Source organism: Asticcacaulis sp. AC466 (assembly GCF_000495815.1).
In the GTDB taxonomy this organism is placed as follows: Bacteria; Pseudomonadota; Alphaproteobacteria; order Caulobacterales; family Caulobacteraceae; genus Asticcacaulis.
Genome location: NZ_AWGE01000003.1, coordinates 1 through 24131 on the forward strand (window position 1 = coordinate 1; position 24131 = coordinate 24131).

At 57.3% G+C, this 24131-nt stretch carries 29 protein-coding genes; 16 read left to right on the forward strand and 13 right to left on the reverse strand.

Annotated features, from left to right (window positions below):
* The 15 genes from AEAC466_RS44725 to AEAC466_RS27200 all read left to right on the forward strand — a co-directional run.
* On the forward strand, nt 1-502 hold a 502-nt coding region (locus tag AEAC466_RS44725; RefSeq protein ID WP_023456887.1), incomplete at its 5' end, for a phage tail tube protein.
* A 15-nt stretch (nt 503-517) separates the two neighbouring features.
* The gene (locus AEAC466_RS27135) at nt 518-991 is read left to right on the forward strand and encodes a phage pre-tape measure protein (protein WP_023456888.1); all 474 of its coding nucleotides are present in this window, start codon (nt 518-520) and stop codon (nt 989-991) included.
* Nucleotides 992-996: 5 nt separating this feature from the next.
* Nucleotides 997-1215 carry a hypothetical protein gene (locus AEAC466_RS27140; protein WP_023456889.1) on the forward strand — a complete coding sequence of 73 codons (219 nt, stop codon included), beginning with the start codon at nt 997-999 and terminating at the stop codon, nt 1213-1215.
* On the forward strand, nt 1208-6406 hold the full coding sequence (locus AEAC466_RS27145; RefSeq protein WP_023456890.1) for a tape measure protein: 5199 nt from the start codon (nt 1208-1210) through the stop codon (nt 6404-6406). The genes AEAC466_RS27140 and AEAC466_RS27145 overlap by 8 nt, the downstream gene beginning before the upstream one ends.
* Entirely contained in the window at nt 6403-7590 is a 1188-nt protein-coding gene (locus AEAC466_RS27150; RefSeq protein WP_023456891.1) for a hypothetical protein, read from the forward strand. Before AEAC466_RS27145 ends, AEAC466_RS27150 begins: the two co-directional genes overlap by 4 nt.
* A gap of 1 nt (nt 7591) precedes the next feature.
* Nucleotides 7592-8425 (forward strand): phage BR0599 family protein, encoded by an 834-nt coding sequence (locus tag AEAC466_RS43600; protein ID WP_023456892.1) that lies wholly within the window; start codon nt 7592-7594, stop codon nt 8423-8425.
* A 7-nt stretch (nt 8426-8432) separates the two neighbouring features.
* The gene (locus AEAC466_RS27160; RefSeq protein WP_023456893.1) at nt 8433-8666 is read left to right on the forward strand and encodes a hypothetical protein; all 234 of its coding nucleotides are present in this window, start codon (nt 8433-8435) and stop codon (nt 8664-8666) included.
* Complete coding sequence (locus AEAC466_RS27165; protein WP_023456894.1) at nt 8666-8866, forward strand: hypothetical protein; 201 nt, start codon at nt 8666-8668, stop codon at nt 8864-8866. The genes AEAC466_RS27160 and AEAC466_RS27165 overlap by 1 nt, the downstream gene beginning before the upstream one ends.
* A complete protein-coding gene (locus tag AEAC466_RS27170; RefSeq protein WP_081714532.1) occupies nt 8859-12434 on the forward strand; it encodes a phage tail protein in 3576 nt (1191 codons plus the stop codon). The genes AEAC466_RS27165 and AEAC466_RS27170 overlap by 8 nt, the downstream gene beginning before the upstream one ends.
* Before the next feature lie 175 nt (nt 12435-12609).
* Nucleotides 12610-14979 carry a hypothetical protein gene (locus AEAC466_RS27175; RefSeq protein ID WP_023456896.1) on the forward strand — a complete coding sequence of 790 codons (2370 nt, stop codon included), beginning with the start codon at nt 12610-12612 and terminating at the stop codon, nt 14977-14979.
* 141 nt (nt 14980-15120) lie between these two features.
* The gene (locus tag AEAC466_RS27180; protein ID WP_023456897.1) at nt 15121-15420 is read left to right on the forward strand and encodes a Pam3-gp28 family putative phage holin; all 300 of its coding nucleotides are present in this window, start codon (nt 15121-15123) and stop codon (nt 15418-15420) included.
* Nucleotides 15417-16061 carry a glycoside hydrolase family 19 protein gene (locus tag AEAC466_RS27185; protein ID WP_023456898.1) on the forward strand — a complete coding sequence of 215 codons (645 nt, stop codon included), beginning with the start codon at nt 15417-15419 and terminating at the stop codon, nt 16059-16061. The genes AEAC466_RS27180 and AEAC466_RS27185 overlap by 4 nt, the downstream gene beginning before the upstream one ends.
* Complete coding sequence (locus tag AEAC466_RS27190) at nt 16061-16459, forward strand: hypothetical protein (RefSeq protein WP_023456899.1); 399 nt, start codon at nt 16061-16063, stop codon at nt 16457-16459. Before AEAC466_RS27185 ends, AEAC466_RS27190 begins: the two co-directional genes overlap by 1 nt.
* Nucleotides 16456-16749, forward strand: coding sequence for a hypothetical protein (locus tag AEAC466_RS27195; protein ID WP_023456900.1), 294 nt, complete (start codon nt 16456-16458; stop codon nt 16747-16749). The genes AEAC466_RS27190 and AEAC466_RS27195 overlap by 4 nt, the downstream gene beginning before the upstream one ends.
* Nucleotides 16739-17098, forward strand: a complete 360-nt coding sequence (locus tag AEAC466_RS27200) for a hypothetical protein (RefSeq protein ID WP_023456901.1) — start codon at nt 16739-16741, stop codon at nt 17096-17098. Before AEAC466_RS27195 ends, AEAC466_RS27200 begins: the two co-directional genes overlap by 11 nt.
* Here the strand turns inward: AEAC466_RS27200 and AEAC466_RS27205 are convergent.
* The 13 genes from AEAC466_RS27205 to AEAC466_RS27250 form a co-directional block, all read right to left on the reverse strand.
* Nucleotides 17095-17421: a hypothetical protein gene (locus tag AEAC466_RS27205; RefSeq protein WP_155913490.1), complete on the reverse strand. Its 327-nt coding sequence runs from the start codon at nt 17419-17421 to the stop codon at nt 17095-17097. The two genes, AEAC466_RS27200 and AEAC466_RS27205, sit on opposite strands and share 4 nt — an antisense overlap.
* Before the next feature lie 116 nt (nt 17422-17537).
* Nucleotides 17538-19001 carry a site-specific DNA-methyltransferase gene (locus AEAC466_RS43605; RefSeq protein ID WP_023456903.1) on the reverse strand — a complete coding sequence of 488 codons (1464 nt, stop codon included), beginning with the start codon at nt 18999-19001 and terminating at the stop codon, nt 17538-17540.
* Nucleotides 18998-19291 (reverse strand): hypothetical protein, encoded by a 294-nt coding sequence (locus AEAC466_RS27215; protein ID WP_023456904.1) that lies wholly within the window; start codon nt 19289-19291, stop codon nt 18998-19000. The genes AEAC466_RS43605 and AEAC466_RS27215 overlap by 4 nt, the downstream gene beginning before the upstream one ends.
* A gap of 22 nt (nt 19292-19313) precedes the next feature.
* Complete coding sequence (locus AEAC466_RS27220; RefSeq protein ID WP_023456905.1) at nt 19314-19514, reverse strand: hypothetical protein; 201 nt, start codon at nt 19512-19514, stop codon at nt 19314-19316.
* Nucleotides 19511-19894, reverse strand: coding sequence for a hypothetical protein (locus AEAC466_RS27225; protein ID WP_023456906.1), 384 nt, complete (start codon nt 19892-19894; stop codon nt 19511-19513). Before AEAC466_RS27225 ends, AEAC466_RS27220 begins: the two co-directional genes overlap by 4 nt.
* Nucleotides 19872-20147: an NrdR family transcriptional regulator gene (locus AEAC466_RS45290; protein WP_444826217.1), complete on the reverse strand. Its 276-nt coding sequence runs from the start codon at nt 20145-20147 to the stop codon at nt 19872-19874. Before AEAC466_RS45290 ends, AEAC466_RS27225 begins: the two co-directional genes overlap by 23 nt.
* Nucleotides 20148-20154: 7 nt before the next feature.
* Complete coding sequence (locus AEAC466_RS44075) at nt 20155-20715, reverse strand: HNH endonuclease (protein WP_081714533.1); 561 nt, start codon at nt 20713-20715, stop codon at nt 20155-20157.
* Nucleotides 20715-21023, reverse strand: a complete 309-nt coding sequence (locus AEAC466_RS27230; RefSeq protein WP_023456907.1) for a DUF2312 domain-containing protein — start codon at nt 21021-21023, stop codon at nt 20715-20717. The genes AEAC466_RS44075 and AEAC466_RS27230 overlap by 1 nt, the downstream gene beginning before the upstream one ends.
* A 187-nt stretch (nt 21024-21210) precedes the next feature.
* Nucleotides 21211-21465 carry a hypothetical protein gene (locus AEAC466_RS27235; RefSeq protein WP_023456909.1) on the reverse strand — a complete coding sequence of 85 codons (255 nt, stop codon included), beginning with the start codon at nt 21463-21465 and terminating at the stop codon, nt 21211-21213.
* A gap of 279 nt (nt 21466-21744) precedes the next feature.
* Nucleotides 21745-21948, reverse strand: coding sequence for a hypothetical protein (locus AEAC466_RS27240; protein WP_023456910.1), 204 nt, complete (start codon nt 21946-21948; stop codon nt 21745-21747).
* Nucleotides 21945-22373, reverse strand: a complete 429-nt coding sequence (locus tag AEAC466_RS43610; RefSeq protein WP_023456911.1) for a DUF7220 family protein — start codon at nt 22371-22373, stop codon at nt 21945-21947. Before AEAC466_RS43610 ends, AEAC466_RS27240 begins: the two co-directional genes overlap by 4 nt.
* Entirely contained in the window at nt 22370-22729 is a 360-nt protein-coding gene (locus AEAC466_RS27245) for a hypothetical protein (protein WP_023456912.1), read from the reverse strand. The genes AEAC466_RS43610 and AEAC466_RS27245 overlap by 4 nt, the downstream gene beginning before the upstream one ends.
* Before the next feature lie 238 nt (nt 22730-22967).
* Entirely contained in the window at nt 22968-23627 is a 660-nt protein-coding gene (locus tag AEAC466_RS27250; RefSeq protein WP_023456913.1) for a hypothetical protein, read from the reverse strand.
* 183 nt (nt 23628-23810) lie between these two features.
* Here AEAC466_RS27250 and AEAC466_RS27255 point away from each other — a divergent pair, with 183 nt between their 5' ends.
* Nucleotides 23811-24089: a hypothetical protein gene (locus AEAC466_RS27255; RefSeq protein WP_155913492.1), complete on the forward strand. Its 279-nt coding sequence runs from the start codon at nt 23811-23813 to the stop codon at nt 24087-24089.
* Nucleotides 24090-24131 lie beyond the last annotated feature (42 nt).

Sequence of the window (24131 nt, forward strand, 5' to 3'; positions counted from 1 at the left end):
CACCACAGCATCGGCTACGGCTGTTGCCGACACGATTACCGCAATCAAGTTCGGCACCTATCAACTGGGCGCGAACGACACCACCCGGCCCACCGGCTATCGGAACATCGCTACGGTCGTCGTAAAGGATACTGTCGGCGGCACAACGACCTACGTGGCCGGCGTCGACTACGTTATCGATTCGATCCGTGGCACGATTACCTTTATCGAAGGCGGCACGATCACCGAGGGGAACCCGGCCTACATCACATACAACGTTGGCGTTTCGACCCGTACGCAGGTCGTGTCCAGCAACGATGTCATCGAAGGGGCGCTGTGGTTCAAGGCTTTCAACCCGAAGGGGCCGAAGATCGACTACTTCATGCCGTACGTCTCTCTGGCACCGGACGGCGATTTCGCGCTCAAGGGCGATGACTGGCTGAAAATTACTTACTCGCTGGATGTTCAGCGCAAAGGTGGTCTGGCCCGCGTTTATGCGGATGGCCAGGCTGTCGCAGCTTAAGGCGAGGTCAAAGGGATGAGCCTCAAAGCTATTGCGCTGCAAACTCAAGGACGGGTTGAAATCAAGGGCGTAGATCCGATCACGGTCTATGGCCTAAGCCCGTCCGATATTATCGGTCTGATTGATCGTAACCGGGCGTCGGCCGACAAAATGTTTGCCGACGTGTCCGGCGACAAGACCAATGTCCTCCTGACCAATCCGTCAGCTATGGCCGGCAAACTCTTCAAGGATGCGCCGACACTCGTGGCCGACGCTATCGCCGTCGCGACCCGCAATCCGACCGAGATTGAGGAGGCGAGAGACCTGCCAGTCGGTCTTCAGATCAAACTGATCGAGGAAATCCTGAGGGTCACTGCGTTCGTGGAGGGCGGCCTGGGGGAGCTATTGGAGATCGTCATCGGCGCAATGCGCGAGGGAACAAGCGTCGTCAAACAACTGAAGAGCGTCCCACGCTTTCAGGATGGATCGCCGGAGTCCGAAGGCAAGTAAGCCTTTTGCTCGCGAACGGACATACCGACGCTCAGTTCTATCCATTGTGCCGGGTTTGGGAAGAAGCGGCAATCGTCGTCGAGCGGGAAAATTCCCGGATCAAGACGGACGCCATTCTCACCAACCAGGCGGTCTCAACAGCAATCGCGACAGCCTTCGGCAACAATCGGGCGCAGAAAAACTTCCAAAAACTTCTAGACGAAATGAGTGACGCAGATGGCTAATCGAGAAAGGGACGTATCGCTAGTCATTCGTGCGAAAGAGCAATCCACGAAGGCGATCGCCGCTGTCGAAGATGCACTCAACGATCTCAAGAAGGCCCAGGAGTCATTCGGCGCGTCCGCGACCAAGGGCAGCAGCCTGGTCGAGCGTCTCAAGGCTTCATACTCAAACCTTGGCAAAGAACTCAGAAGCCTGGCCGCTCTCGACAAGGTTGCCGTCAATATGGACAAGGCGGCCGGTGCCGTCGGCCGTCTTGATGCTGAAGTCAAAGCGACTGCCGCTAGCCAGGTGCAACTGAGTGAAGCGGTCTCGGCGGCAGCCGCCAATACGGCCCGACTCAAAGCTGCCGCAGATGAAGCCGGCGCGGCCTATGCGCGCCAGCGCGCCGTAATCGCAGGGCTGACGGCAGAGCAGAAGAAGGAAAAGGACACGGTAGATGCGTTGCGTGCATCCCGTGACAATCTGAAAAAAACTTTTGCCGCCGCAACCTCCGCAGCTGATCAGGCGCAGCGCGCCGAGGGCGACCTGAATAAGCAATTGAGCCGCAGTCAGGCCGTTCTCAACGACCAGCAGCAAGCACTGGCCGAAGCCAATGCGGAACTATCTCAGATCGCAACACTGGCCGGTAAGGCATCCGCCGCGCTGGGCGGCGTTGAGGCTACACAGAGCGCCGTTGCGCGCGCGTCTGCCCGGGCAACGGCGGAAATGGAGCGCACAGCGGCGGCGCTCCAACAGGTCAAGAGCGCTTCTGGTGACCGGCGTCTTTTACAAGGCGGCAATGTCCTCACAGACGACAGCCGCACCAATGCCGTCCAGGCCCTGAAAGTCTATCGTGAAGCCGAAGCCGAACTGGCGCGCCTCGCTTCGGTGATGGAGTCGGCGGGGCAGGTTAGTGAAGAAATGCGCCGTGATTTCGATCTGGCATCGGCAGCGGCGGCAAAGTCGGCGGATGATTATCGCCGGATGCGCGATGCGCTCAATGAGGCTACCGCTGCCCGTCGGGCGGCGAAAGCGTCAGGTGCGGCGACCTCAACGTCGAGCGCATCTGGCGGCACGACGAGCGGTGCCGGTATTTCGGGTGTGCCAACGGCCGTACCGAACTCAATGCGCGAGGCTACCGTCGCGGGCAATGCGCTGCGCGATGCGTTCAAGGGAATTTATGGTGAATCCCGTACCGCCATGAACCTGTTCCAGCGGATGCGTGGCGAAATCCTGTCGCTGACGGCCAGTTTTGTCGGACTCTATGCGGCTATCGAAGGTGTGCGCTCGGTCATCGATACGGCAATAAAGTATCAGGCGACCTTCAATAGCTTGATGGTCGTCACGGGCGGAAACTCGTCGAAGGCCCGGGCGGAGATGGAATATCTTCAGGCTGAGGCTGCTCGACTGGGTATCTCTTTCACCACGCTCGCCACAAACTACGCAACCTTCGCGGACGCGGCGCAGGGTGCAAATCTGTCCATGAACGATACGCGCCGCGTGTTTAAGGCGATCTCCGAAGCCGGCGTTGTAATGAACGTGTCCGTTGAGGATATGCAGGGCATTTTCAAGGCCCTTGGCCAGATCATGTCGAAGGGTAAGGTTCAGGCCGAAGAACTGCGTGGTCAGTTAGGTGACCGGATGACCGGTGCCTTCCGATTGATGTCGCAAGCCCTGGGTGTCACGACCGGACAACTCGACAAGATGTTGCAGCAAGGACAGGTTCTTGCCGACCGGTCCACAATCGTCAATTTTGCCGACACCGTGAGCGCGCGCTATGGAAAGCAGCTTCCCGAGGCCCTGCAGGGCGCAAATGCGGAAATTGGGCGCTTCCAGAACAATTTGGTGCAGGCACAAAAGAACGTGGCCGACGCCGGTTTCCTCGACGCCTTTATCGCGAGCCTGAGGAAGCTCAACGAGTGGTTCCAGTCTGACGATGGCAAACGGTTCTTTGAGGGCATAGGGATCGCGCTTGGAAAGCTCGTCACCGTCCTGCCACCTGTTATCGAGAATATCGGGGCTATCGTTTCGCTATTCCAGGTGTTCGCCGGTCTAAAGTTGGCGCAAGTTTTGCTGAGCCTGACGCCGGCATTCCTCTCGGTGGGCAGTTCTGTCGCCGGAATGCGCACGGCGTTCCTGGCGGCGCGCGCCGAAGTCATGGCAATGACGGTTGCCATGCAAATCAATAGTATCGCGGCGACGGGCGCGGCGCGGGTCGGCTACGCAGCAGCCACGGCAGGCTTGCTGACCTTCCGTGGGGCGATTGCTGCCACCATAGCCGGGGTCCGGGCGCTTACGGTGGCCATCGCTGCAAACCCCATCGGACTGTTGATCACCGGTCTGTCGGTGCTGGCGTCGTTCATTCTGCCCGGGATGCTCACCTCGACAGACAAATTGTCGGAAGCTCTGAACACGCAAAACGACATCATGGAGAAGGTGCGGGCAGCCTACGCCAAAGGCGCCGACTCTCTTGTCGAGTTCAAAAAGAACCTGGACGGTGTAAGCGAGTCCACGATTATCGTGGAACTGGCTAAGGTGCAGAAGGCCTTTGCCGACTTACAAGACCAGGCGCGTAAGCCTTTTGCCGACGACAATCTGGCGCACGTGTTCACTGGCTTTTCCGATGACTTGGTTAAGGTCCGGCAAAAGCTTTATCTGGTGACTGATGCATTCCAGAACAATCGCATCTCGGCCGAGGACTATCTGAAACAGGTCGACGATCTGGTCGCGGCCAACCCCCGACTGGTCAGCGAGAACAGCAAACTGATTGATGGCCTTCGGGAAACGGCAAAGAAGGCTGTAGACGCCCAGAAGAAGACTGAGGTCTACCAAGGCTTGCTGGCCTACCTGCGCGGCACGGCAACAGATGCACAGCAAGCTTTACTTGGTTTTGCCGATGCGGCCGATACGGCCAACGCCTCGCTGACTACAACCTCGATTGATGCGTATGCCCAATCTCTGCGGGCATTGCGTGATTCCGTTCCCAGTCTTAAGGCCTTCGATGACTACCAGTCAAAACAAGCGACAGCGCTCAAGGACTATAAGGATAAGGTTCAGGAACTTTGGGGGAGGGACAACCCGCTATCGGCACGACTGTTAGACCCAAGTAACGCCGGCGAACTCGCGAAGTTGTTTGGGCCGAGCAAACTAGCCAAATTGCAAGAGTTGGTCACCACCTTCTCCCAAGCGCAGGCCGCGTTTACCGATACGTTCCAGAAGTCGATGACCTCGACCATCGACACCTATCTGGAAAAGGTAGCCCGCATCGAGTCGGGCGGTAAAAATCTAGGTCGCCATGGCACGGCTTCAACAGCGTCCGGACTCTACGGCTTTACAGATCGCACGTTCGAGAACTCTCTTAAGACGTTCTTCCCGCAGGTATATGCTGCGATCGATAAGGCGACATTGGACGCCTATAAGCGCGATCCCGCTTGGCAGAAGAAACTGGCGGAAGCGCTGACGCAGGAAATCGACGCGGCTCTGCGCACGGCAAAGCTGCCGGCGACCGATGCCAACCGTTACCTCGCGCATCTCCTGGGCGCACCTGATGCGATCAAAGTGTTGCAAGCCAATCCGACGACACCACTGGCCGGATTGATCGGGAAGGACTCCGTCAAAGCCAACCCGAAACTCATGGGTGGTAATGCGACGGCTGGGTCGATCATTGGCTACGCGAATACCAAGATCAACGGTGCTTCGGTTGCTGCGAATAGCGGTCTGAGTGCAGAGGATGCGAAACTGGCCAATGATCGGGCCGAAGCGCAGCGGAAGTTCAATGAGCAGTTGGCGGCCGAGGCCGCACAGCGGACGGCGATTGTCGATTCCGAAGGGCTTGCCTACGCGCAACAGAAGGCAGTCGCCGCCGCCCAAAAGCAAGCCGACGAACAGCACTTGGTTCTCAGTAAGGCACAGATTGAAGAAATCAATACGTCGGTAGCGGCAGAATACAAGCGCGTTAAGGCGTCGGAAGCTCAGAAGCAGATCATGCAGGCGCAAGCCGAACTGGCCAGTGCGACTAACAGAATTGAAACGGAATCCGAATTCATCGCCCGTAAGGCGCGCGAGGATAAGATTGACCTGCTGACCGAAGAGGGACGGAAGTGGGAAGAGATACAAAAACAAATCTACGCCGTCACAAAGGCTGAACATGACCGGTCGCAGTTCGATAATGGCGTTTCGACGCTTCAGAGCCGCCAGCGTTCAATTCTAGACCAGATCGGTATCGCGCGGGACAACGGCGATGCTGCACAGGTGAAATTGCTTAAAGAGCAACTAGCGCAGACTAATGCCGCACTGGTCGCAGCGACCGAGGCATCTTTAGCCTTCTACCGGGCGCTTGATCCGGCAACCAACCCCAATGCGGCCGGTGCTATCGCAAACCTGGAAGGCCTGAAACAACAGACGCTGGCGTATCGCGATGATACGGCGGTGACGGCATCGCAGGTGAATGACCAATTTGCGCAAGCGGCGACCGGAGGGTTGGACTCGTTCATTCAGAAAGTGATGGATGGACGGGCCGTCATCAAATCTCTGGGCGAATCTTTGCGCCAATCGGCAGCGGACATTCTCACGTGGATAGCCAAGCTGATCGAGCAAGCCGCCATCCTAAAGGCGCTCGAAAAGACGCCTATTGGAAAATATGTTTCCGGCGCCATCAATTCATTGAATGGCGTCGGCATGAAGAGTGCTGCTGACGATCTAAAGCAAGCCGGACTCGTTGTCGGCGGCGCGGCGGCGGCGATTACAGCCAGTGCGCTCGCTCTGAAATCGGCGGGTGCTGCCCTGGGCGGAGCCGGTGCCGGTGGCGCACAGGGCGGGTCCAGTACTTTAGCGGCAATCCTCACGTCGATCTTTACCCGTAAGGCCCCAGTTCATCACCGGGGCGGCGTCGTCGGCGCAGGGACTGCACCTACTCGCAATGTGTTCGCAAGTGCCTTCGCCAATGCGGCTCGCTATCACGGCGGAGGCGTGGCCGGTTTGAAACCCGATGAAGTGCCAGCCATCCTGCAACGCGGCGAAGTCGTATTTACTAAGGGGCAGATGTCAGCACTGGGCGGGGCGGGTGCTGCCAGCAAGGCGGTTGAACTCAAAAACGTCAACGTGTTCGACGCTTCGGATATGCTTGCCCACGCACTGGCAGATACCGCCGGCCAACAGGTCCTGATGAACTATATCAATCAGAACCGCACGAGCATTAAGGGGGTGCTGCGATGAGCGCTGCCCTGTGGACATTCGTCCCGAACTGGAAGAACAGCTTTTCAGTTACCCGGAAATTCAGCACGGATATCCTGACCAGTGAAAACGGACAGGAGCAACGACGCGCAATTGTCACGACGCCGCGGCGTTCGTACGAATTCACCCTCCTGGAATGGGGTAAGGCGTTTCAGCGTCTGAAGCACATCCTCCAAATGCGTCAGAACCAGCCGGTCATCTTTCCCGATAGTGTGAGACTGACTCGCCTGGCATCAGATGCCGTCGTAAACGGCGCGGCTATTTCCGTGACAGATGTACCGCGTTGGCTTCGGGCCGGAGCCACGATTGTTATCGGAGATCGTGACACGCGTGAAGCCATGCAGGTCCTGAGCGTCGTCGGTTCGTCGGTCAACCTCACTGAATCGCTGGTTTTTGCCCACCGTCAGAATGAGCGTGTGTATTTTGGCGTCACGGGTCTGTTTGACGCCCAGTTGTCGAGCACCCGGCACACCAATACTGTGAACGAGACGCCCATCGCTTTTGAGCAGATGCCTCTATCAGAGGCATACGTCAGTCCCGACACAGGCGATCTGACGTTCAACGGCCGCGAAGTATTCATTCACAAGCCAGACCGTCGGGTCGACCCAACGGTAACGAGCAATCATCCGGTCACCCGTCTTGACTACGGGCAGGGTGCGATTGCTTTAAAGCGGCTTATTACGTGGGGCATCCGCACTACCCAGGCGACCTACCTTAAGCGCACAGCGGCCGACATGCAGGCCATCGAGGATTTCTTCGAACGTCAGCTTGGCAGGCAGGGTGAATTTTATGCGCCCACCTGGGAAGAGGATCTGACGCTCGCCGCCGTGACGCCGCCATACGGCGTGAACATGATTATCGAAGGGCGGCTGGTCTACGATCTGTATGCCAACAACGGTGTGTATCGCAGCCTCTACGTGCGGCTAAACGATGGCCGGTCGGCAATGAAGCTAATCGATAGTTTCGGCCTGTCCGGGGCGAACACAGTCATCCAGGTCACAACGGGCTTCCCCTTCGAACTGCAACCGGCGGCTATCGATATGATCTGCTGGATGCCCGTTTGCCGGTTTGCGACGGATGCCATGACGACCGAGTGGATTACCGATCAGGTGGCCCAGACCCAACTATCTTTCCAAACGCTGCCCGCGCTGAGCCCGGAGGCCTGACATGAGCCTGAACGCCATGGAGAACAGCCGATATAAAGGCAAGCCGATCAATCTTTACCTGTTTACCTTCGGGGACGGGCCGAATGACTATTACGGCTACACCACGGCCGACACGCAGATCATCTATGGCGGTCATGTTTTTGAAACCATGCCCATAACCCGCGATAGCGTGACGGCCAGTGGTAAGCTCGACAAGGCCGAGATGACCGTAAAGACGGATGTGGTGACGGGCGCAGCGAGGCTATTCGCCAACTGGGCGCCATCATCCGTCGTGCAGTTGACCATCTTTCAGGGCCATGCAGGCGATCTGAATTTTCAGGTCTGTTGGGCCGGCCGCATCACAAGCGTATCGCGCGCCAACGGCGAAGTATCATTCGGAGCCGAGCCGGTTACAACATCCCTTAGCCGTCTGGGGTTGCGGCGGAATTATCAGTACGGCTGTCCCCACGTTCTGTACGGTCACGGCTGCTTTGCGAGCGAGGCCGCCGGCACGGTGACTGCCACGGTCTCAGCCGTAGCGACTCCTACCGTCACATTAAATGCGGGCTGGAACGGCGCGAAGGATCGCACACGGTTTATCAACGGCAAATTTGAATGGGTCGATGCCGACGGCCGTACCAATATCCGAGCGGTGCTCGCGCTCGTCAGCGACAACAAACTGCGCCTCAACGGGAAGGTCAATAATCTCCTGGTCGGGCAGACGGTCAAAGTCAAACTGGGCTGCCGCCACGACATGGCCGATTGCGAGGAAACCCACAACAACATCCTGAATTATGGCGGACAGCCGTGGATACCCACGTCCAATCCGACCGGCATCAAGAACAACTTCTACTAGGTGACCCGTGCCCGATTGGCTCATACAAATAATTATTGCGGTAACGATGCAGGTGGTGGCGTACGCGCTCACACCGAAGCCCAAACAGCGCAACACGTCGACAGTCCAGGAAGTCCAGGTTCCGACAGCCGAGGCGGGGAAGCCGATCCCCGTTGTCTTCGGGTATGGACTGCAACTGCAGACGGTCAACATCCTGTGGTCTGGCGAGAAGTACACCTCGGAACAGCAGGTGAAGGTCTGATGGCCGACGAACTCAAAATAACGGTTACCGATATCCGTGAAAGCCATTGCGCGATCGGCCTGTACGGCTGGTGCAAACGGAACGGCATCGACTTCAGGAAACTCATGGACGACGGCATAGACGCCGAAGTCCTCCTCGCCACGGGTGACGAACTGGCGCGCAAAGTTGTCGAGCGCGTGAGGGAGAAGCGCAATGGGTAAGGGCTCCTCCGCTAAAATGAATGTGGTGAGCTACCACACGTCACTGCACGCGGGTCTTTGCCATGGCCCGCTCGACGAAATCACCGAAATCACCGTCGACGATAAGGAGATGTGGGCGGGCTCGCTAACGACCATCGGCACAATTCAGGTCAATAAGCCGGAGCTTTTCGGTGGGGTGCAGAACGAAGGCGGCGCCATCGGCACGATCCAATATCTCAAGGGCGATTATGTCCAGGTTATGCCTGAAGTCCTGGCGGCTAAACTAGGGCGCACGTCTGCGAACTGCCCGGCTTTTCGCGGGATTGCGAGCCTATTCTTTTATGGTGCGGCGGCAGGCAAGGGCTTTGCATGGAAGCAGAACAGCCCGATTATCGCCCAGACGATCAAGGCGCGGGTCAGTCGGGCACCGATTGGCCTCAACCCCGCATGGGTGAAGATCGACTCGGCACAAGGCGCCAATTTTGCGCACATTATCTACGAGTGTCTGACCAACGTGACGTGGGGCATGGGTGCGCCCGCATTCACTATCGATACGGACTCCTTCAACAGCGCAGCCCATCAGCTTTATGACGAAGGCCTGGGCGGCACCATGGTCTGGGACAAGCAAAAGACTATTCAGGATTTTGTCAGCGAGCTTCTCTCGCTCATCCAGGGCGTGATGTTTCTCGATCCTACGACAGGCAAGCATACCATTGCGTTGCTGCGCGACGACTACGATCCTGCAACTCTGCCGGTATTAAACGAAGACAATTCGAAGATGACCAGCTTCAAACGGTCCTTGCCGGGCGAAGTAACCAGCGAGATCACGGTAAGCTGGACGAACCCGATCAATGAGCAGACCGAGACAGTCACGCGCCAGGTTGACGCACTGGTCGCTATCCAAGGGCAGGCGATCAACGATCAGCGCGACTATTATCCCATTCGCACGGTCGAACTCGCGACACAGCTTTGTGAGCGGGACCTGCGCTCGGCGTCAGCAGGCTTAGCTACGTTCGATCTGCGCGTTGACCGTAGTGCGTGGAACCTCCGGCCCGGCAACTGCTTTATCGTGTCGTCGGATGTCAACGAAGTTGACGCACTGGTCGGACGCATCCTAGAAATCGACTACGGGACGACAACCGACTCCCAGATCACCTTGAAATGCATCGAGGATATTTTCTCACTCGATCATGCGCCCGTCACCACGGCGCCGACGACACACTGGGTTGATCCGGCCGTCGCGCCGTCAACGCTCGATGCAGCGCTATTCATCACGGCCCCCTATTATTTCGCCAGTTCGGCCGACTTTCAGAGCCGCGCAATCGATCTGCAATACCCGCAGACACTGGCCGTTGCGCTCGGCTTCGAGCCTGGCCTGGATACGATCAATTACGACCTGATGAGCCGGATTATCTTGCCCAACGGCGATTCCGCCTGGCAAAATGATGGCACCAATACGATTGTCGAACGTAGCCTTTTGTCCGGTCCCATGGGGCCAACGGCTACCAACTTAATTGTTGGCGGCAGCCTGCGCAGCGAACGCGGTCCAGTCGTGTCCGGGTTTGTCCTGTTTCAGGGTGGAGATGAGTACGGGCACGAGTTGGCCTATATTCACGATATTGCGACTGACGGTTCTTTGACACTCTATCGGGGTGCGCTCGATACTATCCCGCGCAACTGGGCGGCCGGTACGCCGGTCTGGTTCCTTCGACCGAACACCAAACTGACCGATGAAGTTGTTATCCGGTCGGCCGGCGAGATTGCCTACTACAAGATGCTGCCGCGCACCTCGCTCGGGCGTCTGGACCTCGATGCGGCGCCGCAAATTCCAGTGGCGATGACCGACCGCCCCTATCGCCCTCTTCGGCCAGCCAATGTGAAGATCAATGGTGTCGCCTTCGCTGACGTGAATGTCAGCGCGGCGGCCAATATCGATATCACCTGGGCCACGCGGAACCGGACCTATGAGGACGGTCAGGTGTTCAACTGGGCAGACGGCGCGACATCGCCCGAATACGGCCAGCATACGGTCGTTCAGGTCTATAACGGTGGCACCCTGGTCTACGAGCACGCAGGTCTCTATCTGGAAACCTCACTGAGCCTGCCGAAGGACTGGTTTGCCCGATACGCGTCGGTGGCGATTGTCGTTCTGTCGCGGCGCGGCGATCTGGCGTCCTTACAGGCCTATCGCACGAATGTAACTGGTCTGGCGAACAATCCAGCGGCCGCCTTGCCGCCGGCATGGCCCGCAGTCGGAATCCCCCCGTCCATGGCGGAGAAGCCCGTGGTCGGAGATTTCACCGTGATCGCGGGGCCGACGGCTACGACATCGGGCCAGAGCATTCCGAGCGTATCCGTCTCAGGCGTGGTCAACAGCAGCACCGCCAAAAAGCTCCTTATCCGCTATCGCGAGAACGCCGGGGCTGTGGACTGGCGATACCATCCCGCCACGCATGTCTACGGCACGATCGTGCGCGTCGATATTACGGCCGTGAAGCCGCAGACTGACTACTTGGTTGAAATCGCATATGGCGCCGACGGGGAATACGATAGCGACTACGTGTATATTGGCCATGCGTCGTCCGGTCAGATGGTGGCCAATGATGTAACCTCGCTTAACGGACGCCTAGTCACAGAGGTTCTTGCGGACCTGGACACGACCGGTGAACAACTCGCTGCGGAAGTGCTGCGCGGCCAGTTGCTGGAAGCCGAGATCAAGGCGCTCGTTTATGACGGCGACGGCAAGTCGATCAAACTGGTCGTCATGGAAGCCATCGACAAGTCGGACACGGCCATAGCGAGGATGAACTTGCTGGGAGCCGTCAGCCCGTCAGGGACGGCGTTTGTGCTCGATGCCACTAAGGTCATGATCGATGGCACGACGACGCTGGCGCAATACCTGACCCAGACGGCGACAACGGTGAACGGCCATACGGCCTCTATCACGACGTTGCTGGAAGCGATCAATGGACTGGATGCCAAGCTTCAGATTACCGTGGACGCACCAGGCGGCACGGCGGCGATCATTCTGCGCGCGGGTTCGGCTGGTTCCGTAATCGCCATGTCGTCCGATGAATTCTACATCTTCAGTGGTAGCGACGCATCGACGCGGAAAAAAGTATTCGGCTTCAGCGGCGGGCTTGTCACATTAGGGGCAGATGTTCGCGTGTCTGGCTCGCTGATCGTCGACGGATCGCTAACCATTGGAAAAGCAGTGGTGAATTTTGCGGTGCAGCCCTCCTACGCGAAGACCGCAACGAGCTATCACGGCAACGGCTCTACCATATACACGCTTTGTGAAACGACGATCACGCTTACGACCGCAGGCTACATCGAAACGAGTGCCAACGTCTATCAGGGATTCCCAAGCGGTAACGACGCCTGGAACTGCTGGCTATATGTCGATGGTGTCGCTGACGAGCCCACATCCTATATCCAGGGCGCCTGGACGCAAGTTCAAGTCCGGATGGACACGATCAAATACAAGCCTGCGGGCACCTATACGGTTCAATTAAAATGGAAAGGGGGCTCGTCGGTTGAAAACGTCGTCGGCGTTCTTTTCGCCAAGGGATACGAGAAAACCTCATGATATATGTATCGTACCAGCCAGATTCAGCGGGAAGCACGAGCGGCTTTATTGTCCAAGTACTGCGCAATCCAAATCTTAAGCCGGATCTATTATCGCTTCCGGTTGTCAGAGTTGATGAGTGGCGTGACGACTACGGCACAGCCTTCAAAGTGGTTAATGGTGAGGTCGTGCCGAAATGACGATCTCAGCCCCCGCGAATCCAGCGCTCATTCTCGACGATGGCACCACAACATTTGCGCCGACGGGCGGCGGCACGTTTACCCGCAAGGGTACGGTCGGCGGCGCGGCGCATGTGTTCGACACAGGCTCGTCGACCAACCCCTGGTCGGGGATTGCCGCATTTCAGGCGTCCGTTTTGAAGCGGTCTGCCGGCAATGAGCAATATATCGTCACGGTCGAAGGCTGTGCGAATGCGGGCTTTGTCGGTGAGGTGCGGGCGCTGACGACCTCGTGGAATATGACTAACCCGGGGCAACAGGATCTCATGCGGATTTCGAACCTGGACCCGCTCGACAATACGATATGGCGCTACCTGCGTCTGTCGGTCCAGGTATCGGGCACGTTGCCGCAGATTGCCCTGACGGCATTTGTCCGCGCTCTATCCGATTTGCCTGTGTCGAGCTACGTACAGTTGATCCAGTTGCAGGTTTTCACACTGGAAAACATACAGAACGCGGTCGGCTGCTGGTTGCCATGGGCCACGGGCGTCGAGGGCGGCGGGCCGAACGGTGATGGGAAGTATCCGATCTATGACGGGGCAGGTCATAGTGTGCTCGTTGCTTGTCCCGCGCAATGGGCGGCCGATGGCGGCGGGCTGTCACAGGGCAATATCGACGGCTTGCCGGTCTACAATAGCCCTGTGGCATCGCCCATGGTGCCGGCCACTGTGCCCTTGCCGGGTGGCGGACGCGGCCTGGCCAAATTCGATCTGTTTCAGCTTACCTCCGCGTGGCGCCAATCACTGGTCTTCCAATCGGACCTGTCCGGCATTCAGGCAATCTTTGGCCTTACGACGGCCGGTCTGGAACGTCAGATAGATCTGAATGCGATTGTGCAGGTCTTCGGCGGGGTTATCGATCCGAGAAAGGCCCCATATAACTGCAAATTCGATTTCCGTGATTACCGCGCCTTCACGGCGACCGCCGGATCATCCATCATCGAGTCGGCGGATGCGAATGTCGTGACGGCGGCTGACCTCGGCAAGGAATTCTGGCTATCCAACGTTGGCCCCAACGGGTGTCTCTATGGCTGGATCGGCCAGATTATCGATAGCCGCCATTTCCGTATCTATACCGACAACACCTTTTCCACGCCGAAAACATCGCCAAATTCGCAAGCCTACCTGGATGGAATGTGGGGTACGGACGATACGGTCGGCATCCAACGCGCGTTCGATGACGCCGAGCCTTTCGATCATTATTCGCGCGGCAAGGTCGTCGTGATGACGGGCATCGCTATCGTCTCCGCCGTCCGGTTCGGATCGATTGCTATTTATGGCTTTGCGTCACAGACCTGCGGGTTTGCTCAGCGGCCGGAGAACTCGTCAACCACGTCGCCTATGGTGGCCGACAAGATTACCGGCGTATATGCCAGCAAGCGGCCGGCCCATTACAGCCTGATCAATCTCAGTTTCTTCGGTCAAAAATACTGCCAGTTCTACACGTCGTTCCGGAGGTGCTTTGAAATTAGAGGTGGTAACTTCGGCGCCTTCTATGAGGGCGCACCATACGGCCATATCGAAAACCTGATCTTTATTGAGGCTCAATGGGAAGGGGCGTCACTGCAGAATGCTTTCGCCGGCAAGGCCTATGGGCTGCAGGCCTTCTCTAATAATTGGTGCGGCATCCGTTGCGGGCTGTGGGATCTGAATGGACATAGCTGGCACTGCGAAGCCAATGGCCATGCCGGTATCCTGTCGCACATGGCGGGGGCCAACCTGACCAATGTCAAATGCTCTTACAACGGCGGGAGCGCAAGCGGGACGTTCATTCATGAAAACTCGGCCAACTATACCGAACTTGGTGTCGGTAATTCGGTCACCAATATCCGGGTGCAGGAATCCTGGGGCCACGGCATCTGCCTGAGCAATACCGACCCCTTGAGCATTACCAACAATGCGTCCAGCAAAAACAAATTTTACTTGGGGGCGTGGGACGACGTGGGCAACATGGGGCCGGGTCACGGCGTCCGTCCAAGCAGCCTGCCGTCCGTGCGCGCCATGATCTACGTCAAGGGCAGCACGACCAACGACAATATCCTGGACTTCGTTACAGGCACCTACGGCATCTCGGTCAGCGGTGCGCCACCCGAAAACAATGCCACACATGGCTACTTCGACACGGGCGGCCCGCAACGCAATATCATTCATCTCCGCACACCCGGGACAACGAACAACCCTGCTGACTGGTACGCCGGCCGGACGACACCTTTGCCGGCTATTCCGGCCGGAACCGGCGCCTATGCGCCTGGCCCATGGGGCACGGATTCCGCAACCTCGATAAGCGCGCGGAATGAAGTGACCGTAAATGGCGTTTCGCCGCCGTGACAATAAAATCACGTTAAGCGAGATTGTATCGCGAATTGGACGCAAAAGCGCGACGATTTGGACTCGCCACCCCGGAAAATTTCCTATAAGTTCCCGTGTATCGTGTAAATCACATTTAACGTGATTATAGAGGTGCGCACTATGTCCGATGAAACTCCCGTCGTGATCGATCCATCTGTGACCGCCACCCAAGCATGGGGGCTGTTGCGCCAGTTTCTCTTGTTGTTTGGTGGCACTATCTTGGGCAAGTTCCTTTCCAAGGAACAGATCGACTACCTGCTCTCCAATGAGTTCGTACAGTTCGTCGGCGCGGCGGCGGCGTTCGGTGCGTTGGTCTACGGCCAGGTTCATCTTCGGCTGACGAAGAAGACGCTGATTGCTGCGGCCGATGCCGCGCCGAACAGTCAGTTCGTCGTGACCAAGCCGAGCGTAACAAAATGAGCCTGCTTAACCGCCAGCAGTTCACCAGTTTTGCGCCCAAGGCAATCCTGAATACCCTTCCGGCGCTCGAAGCCGCGATTATCGCCTACCCACAATTGGCCGACAAGGAAGTCCTGGACGACTGGTTGGGTCAGATGCACGTGGAAAGCGCCGGCTTTAGCACTATGGTCGAGAACCTGAACTATAGCGTGGATAGCCTGATCGCCTTGTTCAGCCGCGCTCGCATCTCACTGGCCGATGCCCAGCACTTCGGACGCATCGACAAGGTGGTCAACGGTAAGAAGGTCGTTGTCCGGCAGGCCAATCAGTCGGCCATAGCCAACCTGATATACGGCGGCGCCTGGGGTAAGGAGCATCTTGGAAATACCGAGCCGGGCGACGGCTGGAAGTACCGCGGGTCTGGTTTCAAACAGATCACCGGCCGCTACAACACTGAGAAATCCGGCTTCACGCCGGACGAACTGCGCGGCGATGTGTTCAAATCCGCACTGGCGGCCGCCCAGTTTTTCGTCTCGCGCGGCTGTATCGGCCCGGCGAAGGCCGGCGATATCAGAGAAGTTACCCGACTGATCAACGGCGGCCAGAACGGCTACGACGATCGTGTCGCAAGGACAGTCGCCGCGCGCAAGGTCATCCTGTGATGCAACTCTCACTCAGAGAAATCGTTCTGGGGAGTTTGGCGGCGGCCTGCATTATTATCCTGGGTGCCCATCTGTATGGCGCCAGATCGACGATCGCAGACCTTCGTCGCGAGATCGATGGCCCGGTGACGGGCTATAAGGTGCGTCTCACCACGTGCCAGGCCAACGAAGCCACGTTCCGCGTCGCCATCGATCAGCAGAACAAGAGCTTTATGGCTCTTAAAACCGACTCGGCTACCCGGCTCGCCGCGGCGGAGCAACAGGTGTCCGCAGCGCACGCGGCCGCTCGTGCCGAGCGGACGAAATTTGATCGCATCATGGCCGCACCGCCCCAAGGCAAGACGTTGCTTGAGCGATATGAAGACGTTGACCGCCGTCTATTGGAGACCTTGCCATGAAGCGCTTTGTTCTGCCGGCGATCCTCACACTGACAGGATGTCAGACGTGCCCGGTCCCAGATCCGATCTATAGAACGGTCGAAGTCCAGACGCCAATCGCCGTAAGTTGTGTGCCGCATAATCTATCAGCAAGTCCGACCTATAGCGACACGGAGGCTGCCTTGAAGGCCGCCCCCGATGGCGCCGCCCGTTACAAACTGAAAATTGAGGCTGGCCGGCAGAAGGACGCGCGACTGGCCGAGTTAGAGCCGGTCATCGCTGGTTGTCGGGGAGGTGGGGATGTCCGCTGAATCTGACTTCCTCAGGCCGATGCCGGAACAAGCCTTGCGAGAGAGTGAATTAGTGGCAGTTCGAACCTTGTCTGGCCACGTTGAGACCCTGGGGACTCAGATTGAGAGCCTCCGGATCGATATGCGTGAGGTCCGAGATAAGGTGATCACGTTCGAAGCGGCAAAAATGGAAGCTCAGATTACCGGCGTTCGCGCCGAGGTCCAGGCGCTTGCGATTAAGGTCGCTACGCTCGAATTGCAGCGCGCCACAAGCGTCGGCGCGAAGTCGTTGAGGACTGAGTTTAGAGAATGGCTCCCAACCTTGGCCATGCTGGGAGCCGCGCTTCTATTCTGGTTTAAGCACAGTTAGGCGGCGGTCGGCTGCTCGACAGAAGATTCGCCCGAGGCGTAAGGTACGCTGATTACGTAGGCCGAGACCATATACATAAATCCGATCTCAACGGCGTCGTAACGGCCGCCTTTGATCATATCCCGGATGATCTTGCCGAGCAGGGTCGGATCATTGGTGCGGGAGATGAATTCCAGACATTCGGCCCCATAGGTACGACCAAGCTCGTTGTCGCGCCCATAGTTGCCGCACGGCTCGACAGACCACATTGATGTGATCTGGTTTAGCTCGTTTACGGCCACGAAATCGAGTTCGCGGATGTGCGTGGCTTTCTGCTTGGTCATCTCTTTCATCTCCCTGAAAAGAAAATTTTACCCCTTGATAGGACAATACGACCGTCAAAGAGTCAAACGTTAATGTGAACCAACTAGGAACAAAGTAAGGCTTTTTTGTGGCGGGACTATTGCAAACCTGCGACACGGTCGCTGAGTGGCGGACCTGCCAGTAGGTCCGCTAGGTCGTCATCCAAGCCAAATCGTTGCTCTAAGAAACGAACGTACGTCGGCTCCGCTTCCATCAGAAGGCAGTCAAAGCCTTCGAGGCGCGCAGCTTCACCCGTGGTGCCACTACCGGCGAATGGATCGAGACATATGCCGCCCGGCGGGGTGATATGCCGCACGAGGTGGCGCAACAGACCGATGGGTTTTACCGTCGGATGATTGCCACCGGCCCGGTCCGCCTTGGAGGCTTTGCCATGATAGAGGGCGATGGGTAGTCCAAAACCTCGCATGTCCGAGATCAAACCGACATCCACTGCTAACTGATAGTCGTCGTCAGTCAGACTGAAGCTGTTGAAGAACCGCGCAGCAGACCCGCCGTCGCCGTAAAACGTGTGCTCGCCGTTCTGCCTGTTTAACATACCGCCGTATTTCACGGTGCCACTAAAGCCGTTCTTCGTAGGCTCGGTGCCGCGGACTGGTGCAGAAGCGCCCGCCTCGCGCGGGAACAGATCGACAACCTCGGGCGAGCCGTCGTGCAGGATATTGGCCGGCCAGCGTCCATCTGGTTTGACTACGGTGCCGGTGGCAGCACCTTTGCCATTCAAACCCCAATTGTGGCCACTGTCCGCGGCGATACGCTGGCCACGTGTGATAGTTCTAATCTGAGATGTGTCGGAGGTGGGATCTATCGGTACGCGACATGCGTCGATATTGAACGCGCCGACGCTATGCTTCAGCAAGTTGGCGGCGCCTGTCTTCTCGCTGAAAGGTTTCTGCGCTAGGTATATCGGTTCCATAGCGGGCTTCTGCGTCTGCGTGCCGTAGGCGTAGCCCGACCATTGCTCGGCCTCCTCCGTCGCAGCCATGTAAGCGCCCGGCTGATATTCGCGACCGCTGTCCTTGATCCACGAGCCCGTCAAATTCTGGTCGGCACCGGGGATCATGCGTTTGACAGGCGCACCTTGAGCGATGATCTCGCCTTTTTGGCCAAGGTGGCGATCAATGGCCTTGTCGGCAGCATGGTACTTCGGCATCCCGGACCCATATATCCACCCGTGGAAGGGGTGCATGATAAACCCGACCATCTCCATAGCGCACGCCTGCCGATGGCCGGTGCGTGGACTTGAGAAGGCAAACACGAAGCCCCCCGGAAGCAGGATTTCGTAAACCAACGCCCAGAACTCGGGATCGTATTCGATACCAGACGCATCCCAGGCAAGGCCCATAAAGCCGGCCGACGCGCGGGCGAACGCCCCGTCTTTGCCGAACTTGGCTGGCGCGGCGCCATCCTTACCGAAGCGCTTCACGATCGATGTCAGGCTGTATGGTGGATCGCACACGACAGAATGTACCCGGACGCCTTTTGCTATCAGGCTGCGTAGGGATGCGCGATTGTCACCTGGGAACAGTTGGATGGTGCTCATGCCAGCAGGTCTTCCAAATCGTCATCGGCCTCTCGTACGATTTGCTCGACATGGCCCTCCCGACCGGCGTTCAGCCGCCGCAGCATTTCTTCCGGCTCGACCACGGTGTCGTGCAAGGGCAACCGGCCAAGGGCGCTCGATTGATTGGCCAGCTCGTGGTAAAGCCGCAGGTGGCCGGGTGAGCCCTTGCGCCCAAGCAGATCGTCAATTGCGCTGCGCAGGATCAATTGCATGGTCGTCGGGTCGGCTTCGAGAGTGATCGTATCACCGCAGTTGATCAGGTTCAGCATCGGGTACTCGTGGTAAAAGGGGCTAGGAGAGCAGATCAGCCAAGGTGGGCTCATCTGCTTGAGGTGGGGTCAGAAGAATGCCGGCGATTGTCTCGTCGTGGGCTTTGATGGCAGATCTTGCGACATAGACCGCGTAGTTGCCGCCCTTGATCGGATCATACTTGTGCAGTGCTTCGCGGATGCGGAACGCCACATGCTCGACTTCGGGCGGCAGCGGTGTCACGCCAGTAGATCCTCTTCCATGTCTTCCGCGCCGGCCATAACCTCCTCCGGGTCAAAGGTGTCGCTAAGCAGGTCGTCCTCATCTTCATCCTGGTCTTCGCCCAGGTGCTTTTCGACGGCCGTCGACTGGCGCACGAATTGCTCTTGTTGCTCCGGATCGGGCGGCGCGAAGCCGGGAAGGTCGCAGATCAACTGGCCGTTCTCCCGGATCGACAGATCGGTTTCGACCTGGTTGTCGCCGCCATGGGCAGCTTTCAGCGCTTCAAGCAGGCTGTCCTTCTGAACCACAACATAGAGGGGCGTTGTGACGTGCGGAATCCGCAGCCAGATTTTGACGTGCTTGGTCTTGCGGATTTGACTATTGAGAGATGCCAGTTTCATCAGATTGAACCTTTAATTTGGCGCGAAGGTCGCGGATTTTTCTGCGCAGGTCGAGAAATGTGGACCGGGCAATTTCGTAGGTCGTCCAGGTGTGTCCGCACTTGGCGCAGTGCCTACGCCGTCGAATAGTGCCTGAATGGGGCCGGGAGTCCTTGATCGAGGACTTGTCGCCACCGCACTTCTCGCACTTCGGTCGAACGCCGTCATATTCGGAAGTGCCGTGCTTATTGTTGGGGCCGAGTTTCTGCGGCATAGGCGACCTATCGGTCTAATTGCGAGGTCAATACGTCAGCATGGGGCATCGGAACGTGTTTCCAGTTCTTGCCTTGTGCAATCCGTAAAAGACTCGCGTGATGTAAACCGTACGCCCGCGCTAAGTCGGGAATTCGGCGGTTTGATTTGCCCAGTTTGATCGCCCGATATGCAATGCGAATATCGTGAACGTCGGCTTCGGTAATCTTAGCACGTCCGTTTCGCTCACCTTGGGCCGCAGTTCCATGGACTTCCCGATGTGAATGGTTTTCTTGCGAAGTCGCCCAAATCAAATTCGAAAAGTGGTTGTGAAGCCTCGATCCATCCTGATGCGCGATCTGATGTTCCTCGGTCGGCTGAGGTTGACCGAAGGCTGCCATTACTAGTTGGTGCGCGCCGGGCGAACGACGGCGTCCGGCTTTGTCCCGCAGCGAATATCGCACGTAACCGTCGGCATCGATTTTTCCGATTATGCGACAATGAGTGCTGCCGCGTCGGACATCACCGCATTCCGAAACTTCAAAACGGGGAAAATTTGGACAGACGCGCCATTCTAGAGCTGAGATCATTAGCGTTCCCCTAGGGCAGTAAGATATAAGCCCAGAATCGCTTCTTCTTCTTCTCGCTTGATCTTGTCCTTCTTGCGGAGAGAGACGACCTTGCGCACTATCTTACAATCAAAGCCTTCGCCGCGCGCCTCATCATAGACTTCCTTGATGTCGCCCATGATGCCGGCCTTGTCGTCTTCAAGGCGCTCAATACGCTCGACAATGGTGCGCAGGCGGGTTTGGGCGGCGCCACTGATCACATCATCCGATGTGAATTTCGGGCTGTCGCCGTCTAGGAGATCGTCGTCGTCGTCTCGATTATTGATCATTGAAGTGGTTGCTTTCTTGGGGGAGGGTTGCCAAGCGCAAGATCGCTTAAACTCAGGTGACACGTGCCGTAGCAAGCGCCGGCCGGATCGGTTTTTACGCGCCGCCGTCGCACCTGAGCCAATTCACCATCCAAGGTCAGGATGGTGAAGGCTGCGTAGCCATTATGAACCTTGTCGCCGGGTTGCATTAGCCGAACACCCGCTTAAGAGTGTAGTGACCCAGCACCAGATCGCTGTAGTCCTGCCGCTCCTTACGGGTCAGTCGCAGCGTGATCTTCGCTGGGCGTTTGGCCCGAGGCCGGGGCGTCGGGCCTTTAAGGCTTTGACGCTCATGATGCCGCTCCTGCTGACGGGAGGGAGGCGTGAAAGGAACATCCTTAAGCCGGAGGGCATGGGCGATCATTCGATCCTGCTCCCATCGGTTCATCTGTCTGAATTGCATGTGAGTATCCCTTTTAACGTGAAAATTTAAACGTGGCTGCGATATCTTTTCGGAAGGCGATATTCTGTGTCTACGATCACAGGCACAGGTTCACCCGGAGGCACGACGCCGCCGCTATGCAACTGCGCAATACACTCTTCTGTAACGCGTTCGCCAAGGTCCCAGGACCGCTCACAAATGCGGCAGATGCGGCTTCCGTCGCTACGATGTATGAAGGTGTGTGACATAATAAAATCCCTTGATAATCACTTTAAACGTGAAACTTAGAACGTGTCAATATCAATCGTAGACATGGACATGGCGAAAGAATTCAGCCGCCGATTTCGTCCATTCTCCTACGGTCATGTTATCTGCCCGCCGCAGATGCATCCTCCACCATGCCGCGGCGGCCGTCCGCAGACTGACGATCTTGGCCTTGCGTTCGGCACGGGCGGGCGCAAAGTAGTCAACGGCCGTAGCCGGGATGTGTTCGACGGCGGTCATCTTACGAACCTCGCCTTGATTGCCTGCCAGACAGATTTACCATCGAACAGGCGCCGTACGACGTATTGCCGGATGATAGAAACGACGGTGAAAATACCGACGATCACCAGGTTGTCCCCGATGGATATGGGCAGATGATAGATGTGTGCGACGATCAGTTGGACGCACAGGCTTATGGTGAAGCCGACAGCCGTATTGGTGATCGCTTCCATGAAACTGTCGATGCGGGATTGTCGGGCGGCCGCCGCCTGGTGACGATACAGCTTTTCCGTCACCTCAATGTCACTGCGATTGTAGGCGTCAATTTCGGACTGAGGATTGTAATGCGGTATGCTCCCGCTCTTACAGGCATTCCGGGTGCACGACTCAGGAAAGACACATGGGCCGCCGGTCTGGTGGCAGCGCTGCAGGAAAGGATTGCTCATGACGACACCTTAGCCAGTTTAAGAGCGGCCAGTGCGGCTTCGGCATTCTTGCGGCGTTCAGTCGCGAACTCGATATATTTCGCACTTTCACTGATAGCGTCCCACATGCTCTCGTCTTGGTGGCAGCGGTTGACGTAGGATTCTAGGACCGCCAAGGCGACAGCGTATTCTGTCTCCATCTTGGTTGATCTGAATTCGAGAGCATCAAAGCACATGGCCTCCATCTCGCGATTTCGGGCCGCTTTGTCAGCAGAGCCCTTGGCTTCATGACTACCGGCATATTCCCGGAAGCGCTCTTCGCAGGCCCACAGGACAGCTTCCAGTGTGGCGATGCGGGTTTCGTGAGGCGTGCTCATTGTGACGGCCTTTCATACGTGACTTTTGGGCGGAGGGACCATCCCTTTCGCCAGTGCGTAACCAGCCGAAAGCCCTTCTGCCGCAAGGTGCGGACATAGTGTTTGCTGAGGCCGGAGGGATTTGATGTGCGTTGACTGGTCACCGCTATGATCTCATCGCGAGTGATGATGCGTCCCGGCTCAAGGAGAAAGAGCTGCGCCACGCGGTGTTCGGTGGGTGACAGGTTGTTCACCATGGTCAGGCGTTTCCCGTACCGTCGCAAGACCAGCACTCTCTGTAGGTATTGGGAATTTCGTCATAGAGCGTCCCTGTACCACCACACAGAAGGCAGCGCTCGTCAGGTGTTTCGGACGCCGTGGTCACCTGATTGGCGGCGGCGCGAACCCGATCAAACACTTCAGTCGGGATGAGCACGTAGTCGGGATGGTGCTGCTCGCTGGTCATGTAGTCGGCATCGAAGCCGTCCAGAGCCTTCAAACGGTCTTCGGCATCCCTGGCGCGTTGCAGGTAAGCATTGTTCGTGGCCAATAGGTCGTCGCGCTGCCGGCGCAGAGCCTGAAGCTCTGTTTCATCCGCGGCAATCTGAGCGGCCCACAATATGTATGGATACCATAGGTCAGGATGCTCAAGCCATATTGCGGGATTTACCGTGTTAGGTATACAGCGCAGGTAGGTTGCGCGGGTTTGTTCGACGCGGTTCAACGCCCACCGGGGCAAATCCTGGCCGTTGATAATGATGTTCGGTACGGCCTTATTGCCCGACTCGGCGTAGAGCACGGCGGCCATTGCGATGTTCTCAATCAGTCTTGGGTTTATATCCGGACCGCTGCCACGGTTTTCGTACTCATAGGCCTCGATCTTCTGATTGATAAATTCTTCAATTCCGACGACGGTCACTGCGACTCTCCGATAGATCGTGTGTGAGCCATCTACCCATCATATGGCGTGACTGTCAAGTTAAACGTGAAAGTTTTAATTGCGCGCTTCGGTCATTGAATTGAGGCGCTCTTAGAACGCATTGACTCTGGCGCGTCTTTGGAACACAAAGAGAACAAACTGTGCGTGAGGTGGAAAATGGAAATGCTGAAACACGGTATGTGGGCCGATATCGAAGGTCCCGGAGTCAAGGATGCATGGCGGCCGCGCAGCGTGGTCGAGCATCGTAAAGACGGCCAGGTTGTGCCGGACCTCTTTGAGATCGACGGCAAGCTTTATCGCGGCGACTGGACACCGGTCGATCCGGATAGCCCTAAAATCAAATCTGTTGTCGAGTTGTCAGCGCCGCCGAAGGTGAAAGACGGCATGGTCTACTTCGAAAAGTTCAATCCGAAAAAGCTATTCCAGAAGAAACCGAGTTGATCGTTCTTAGGTTGCGGTATATGTACCATAACTATGAAACTC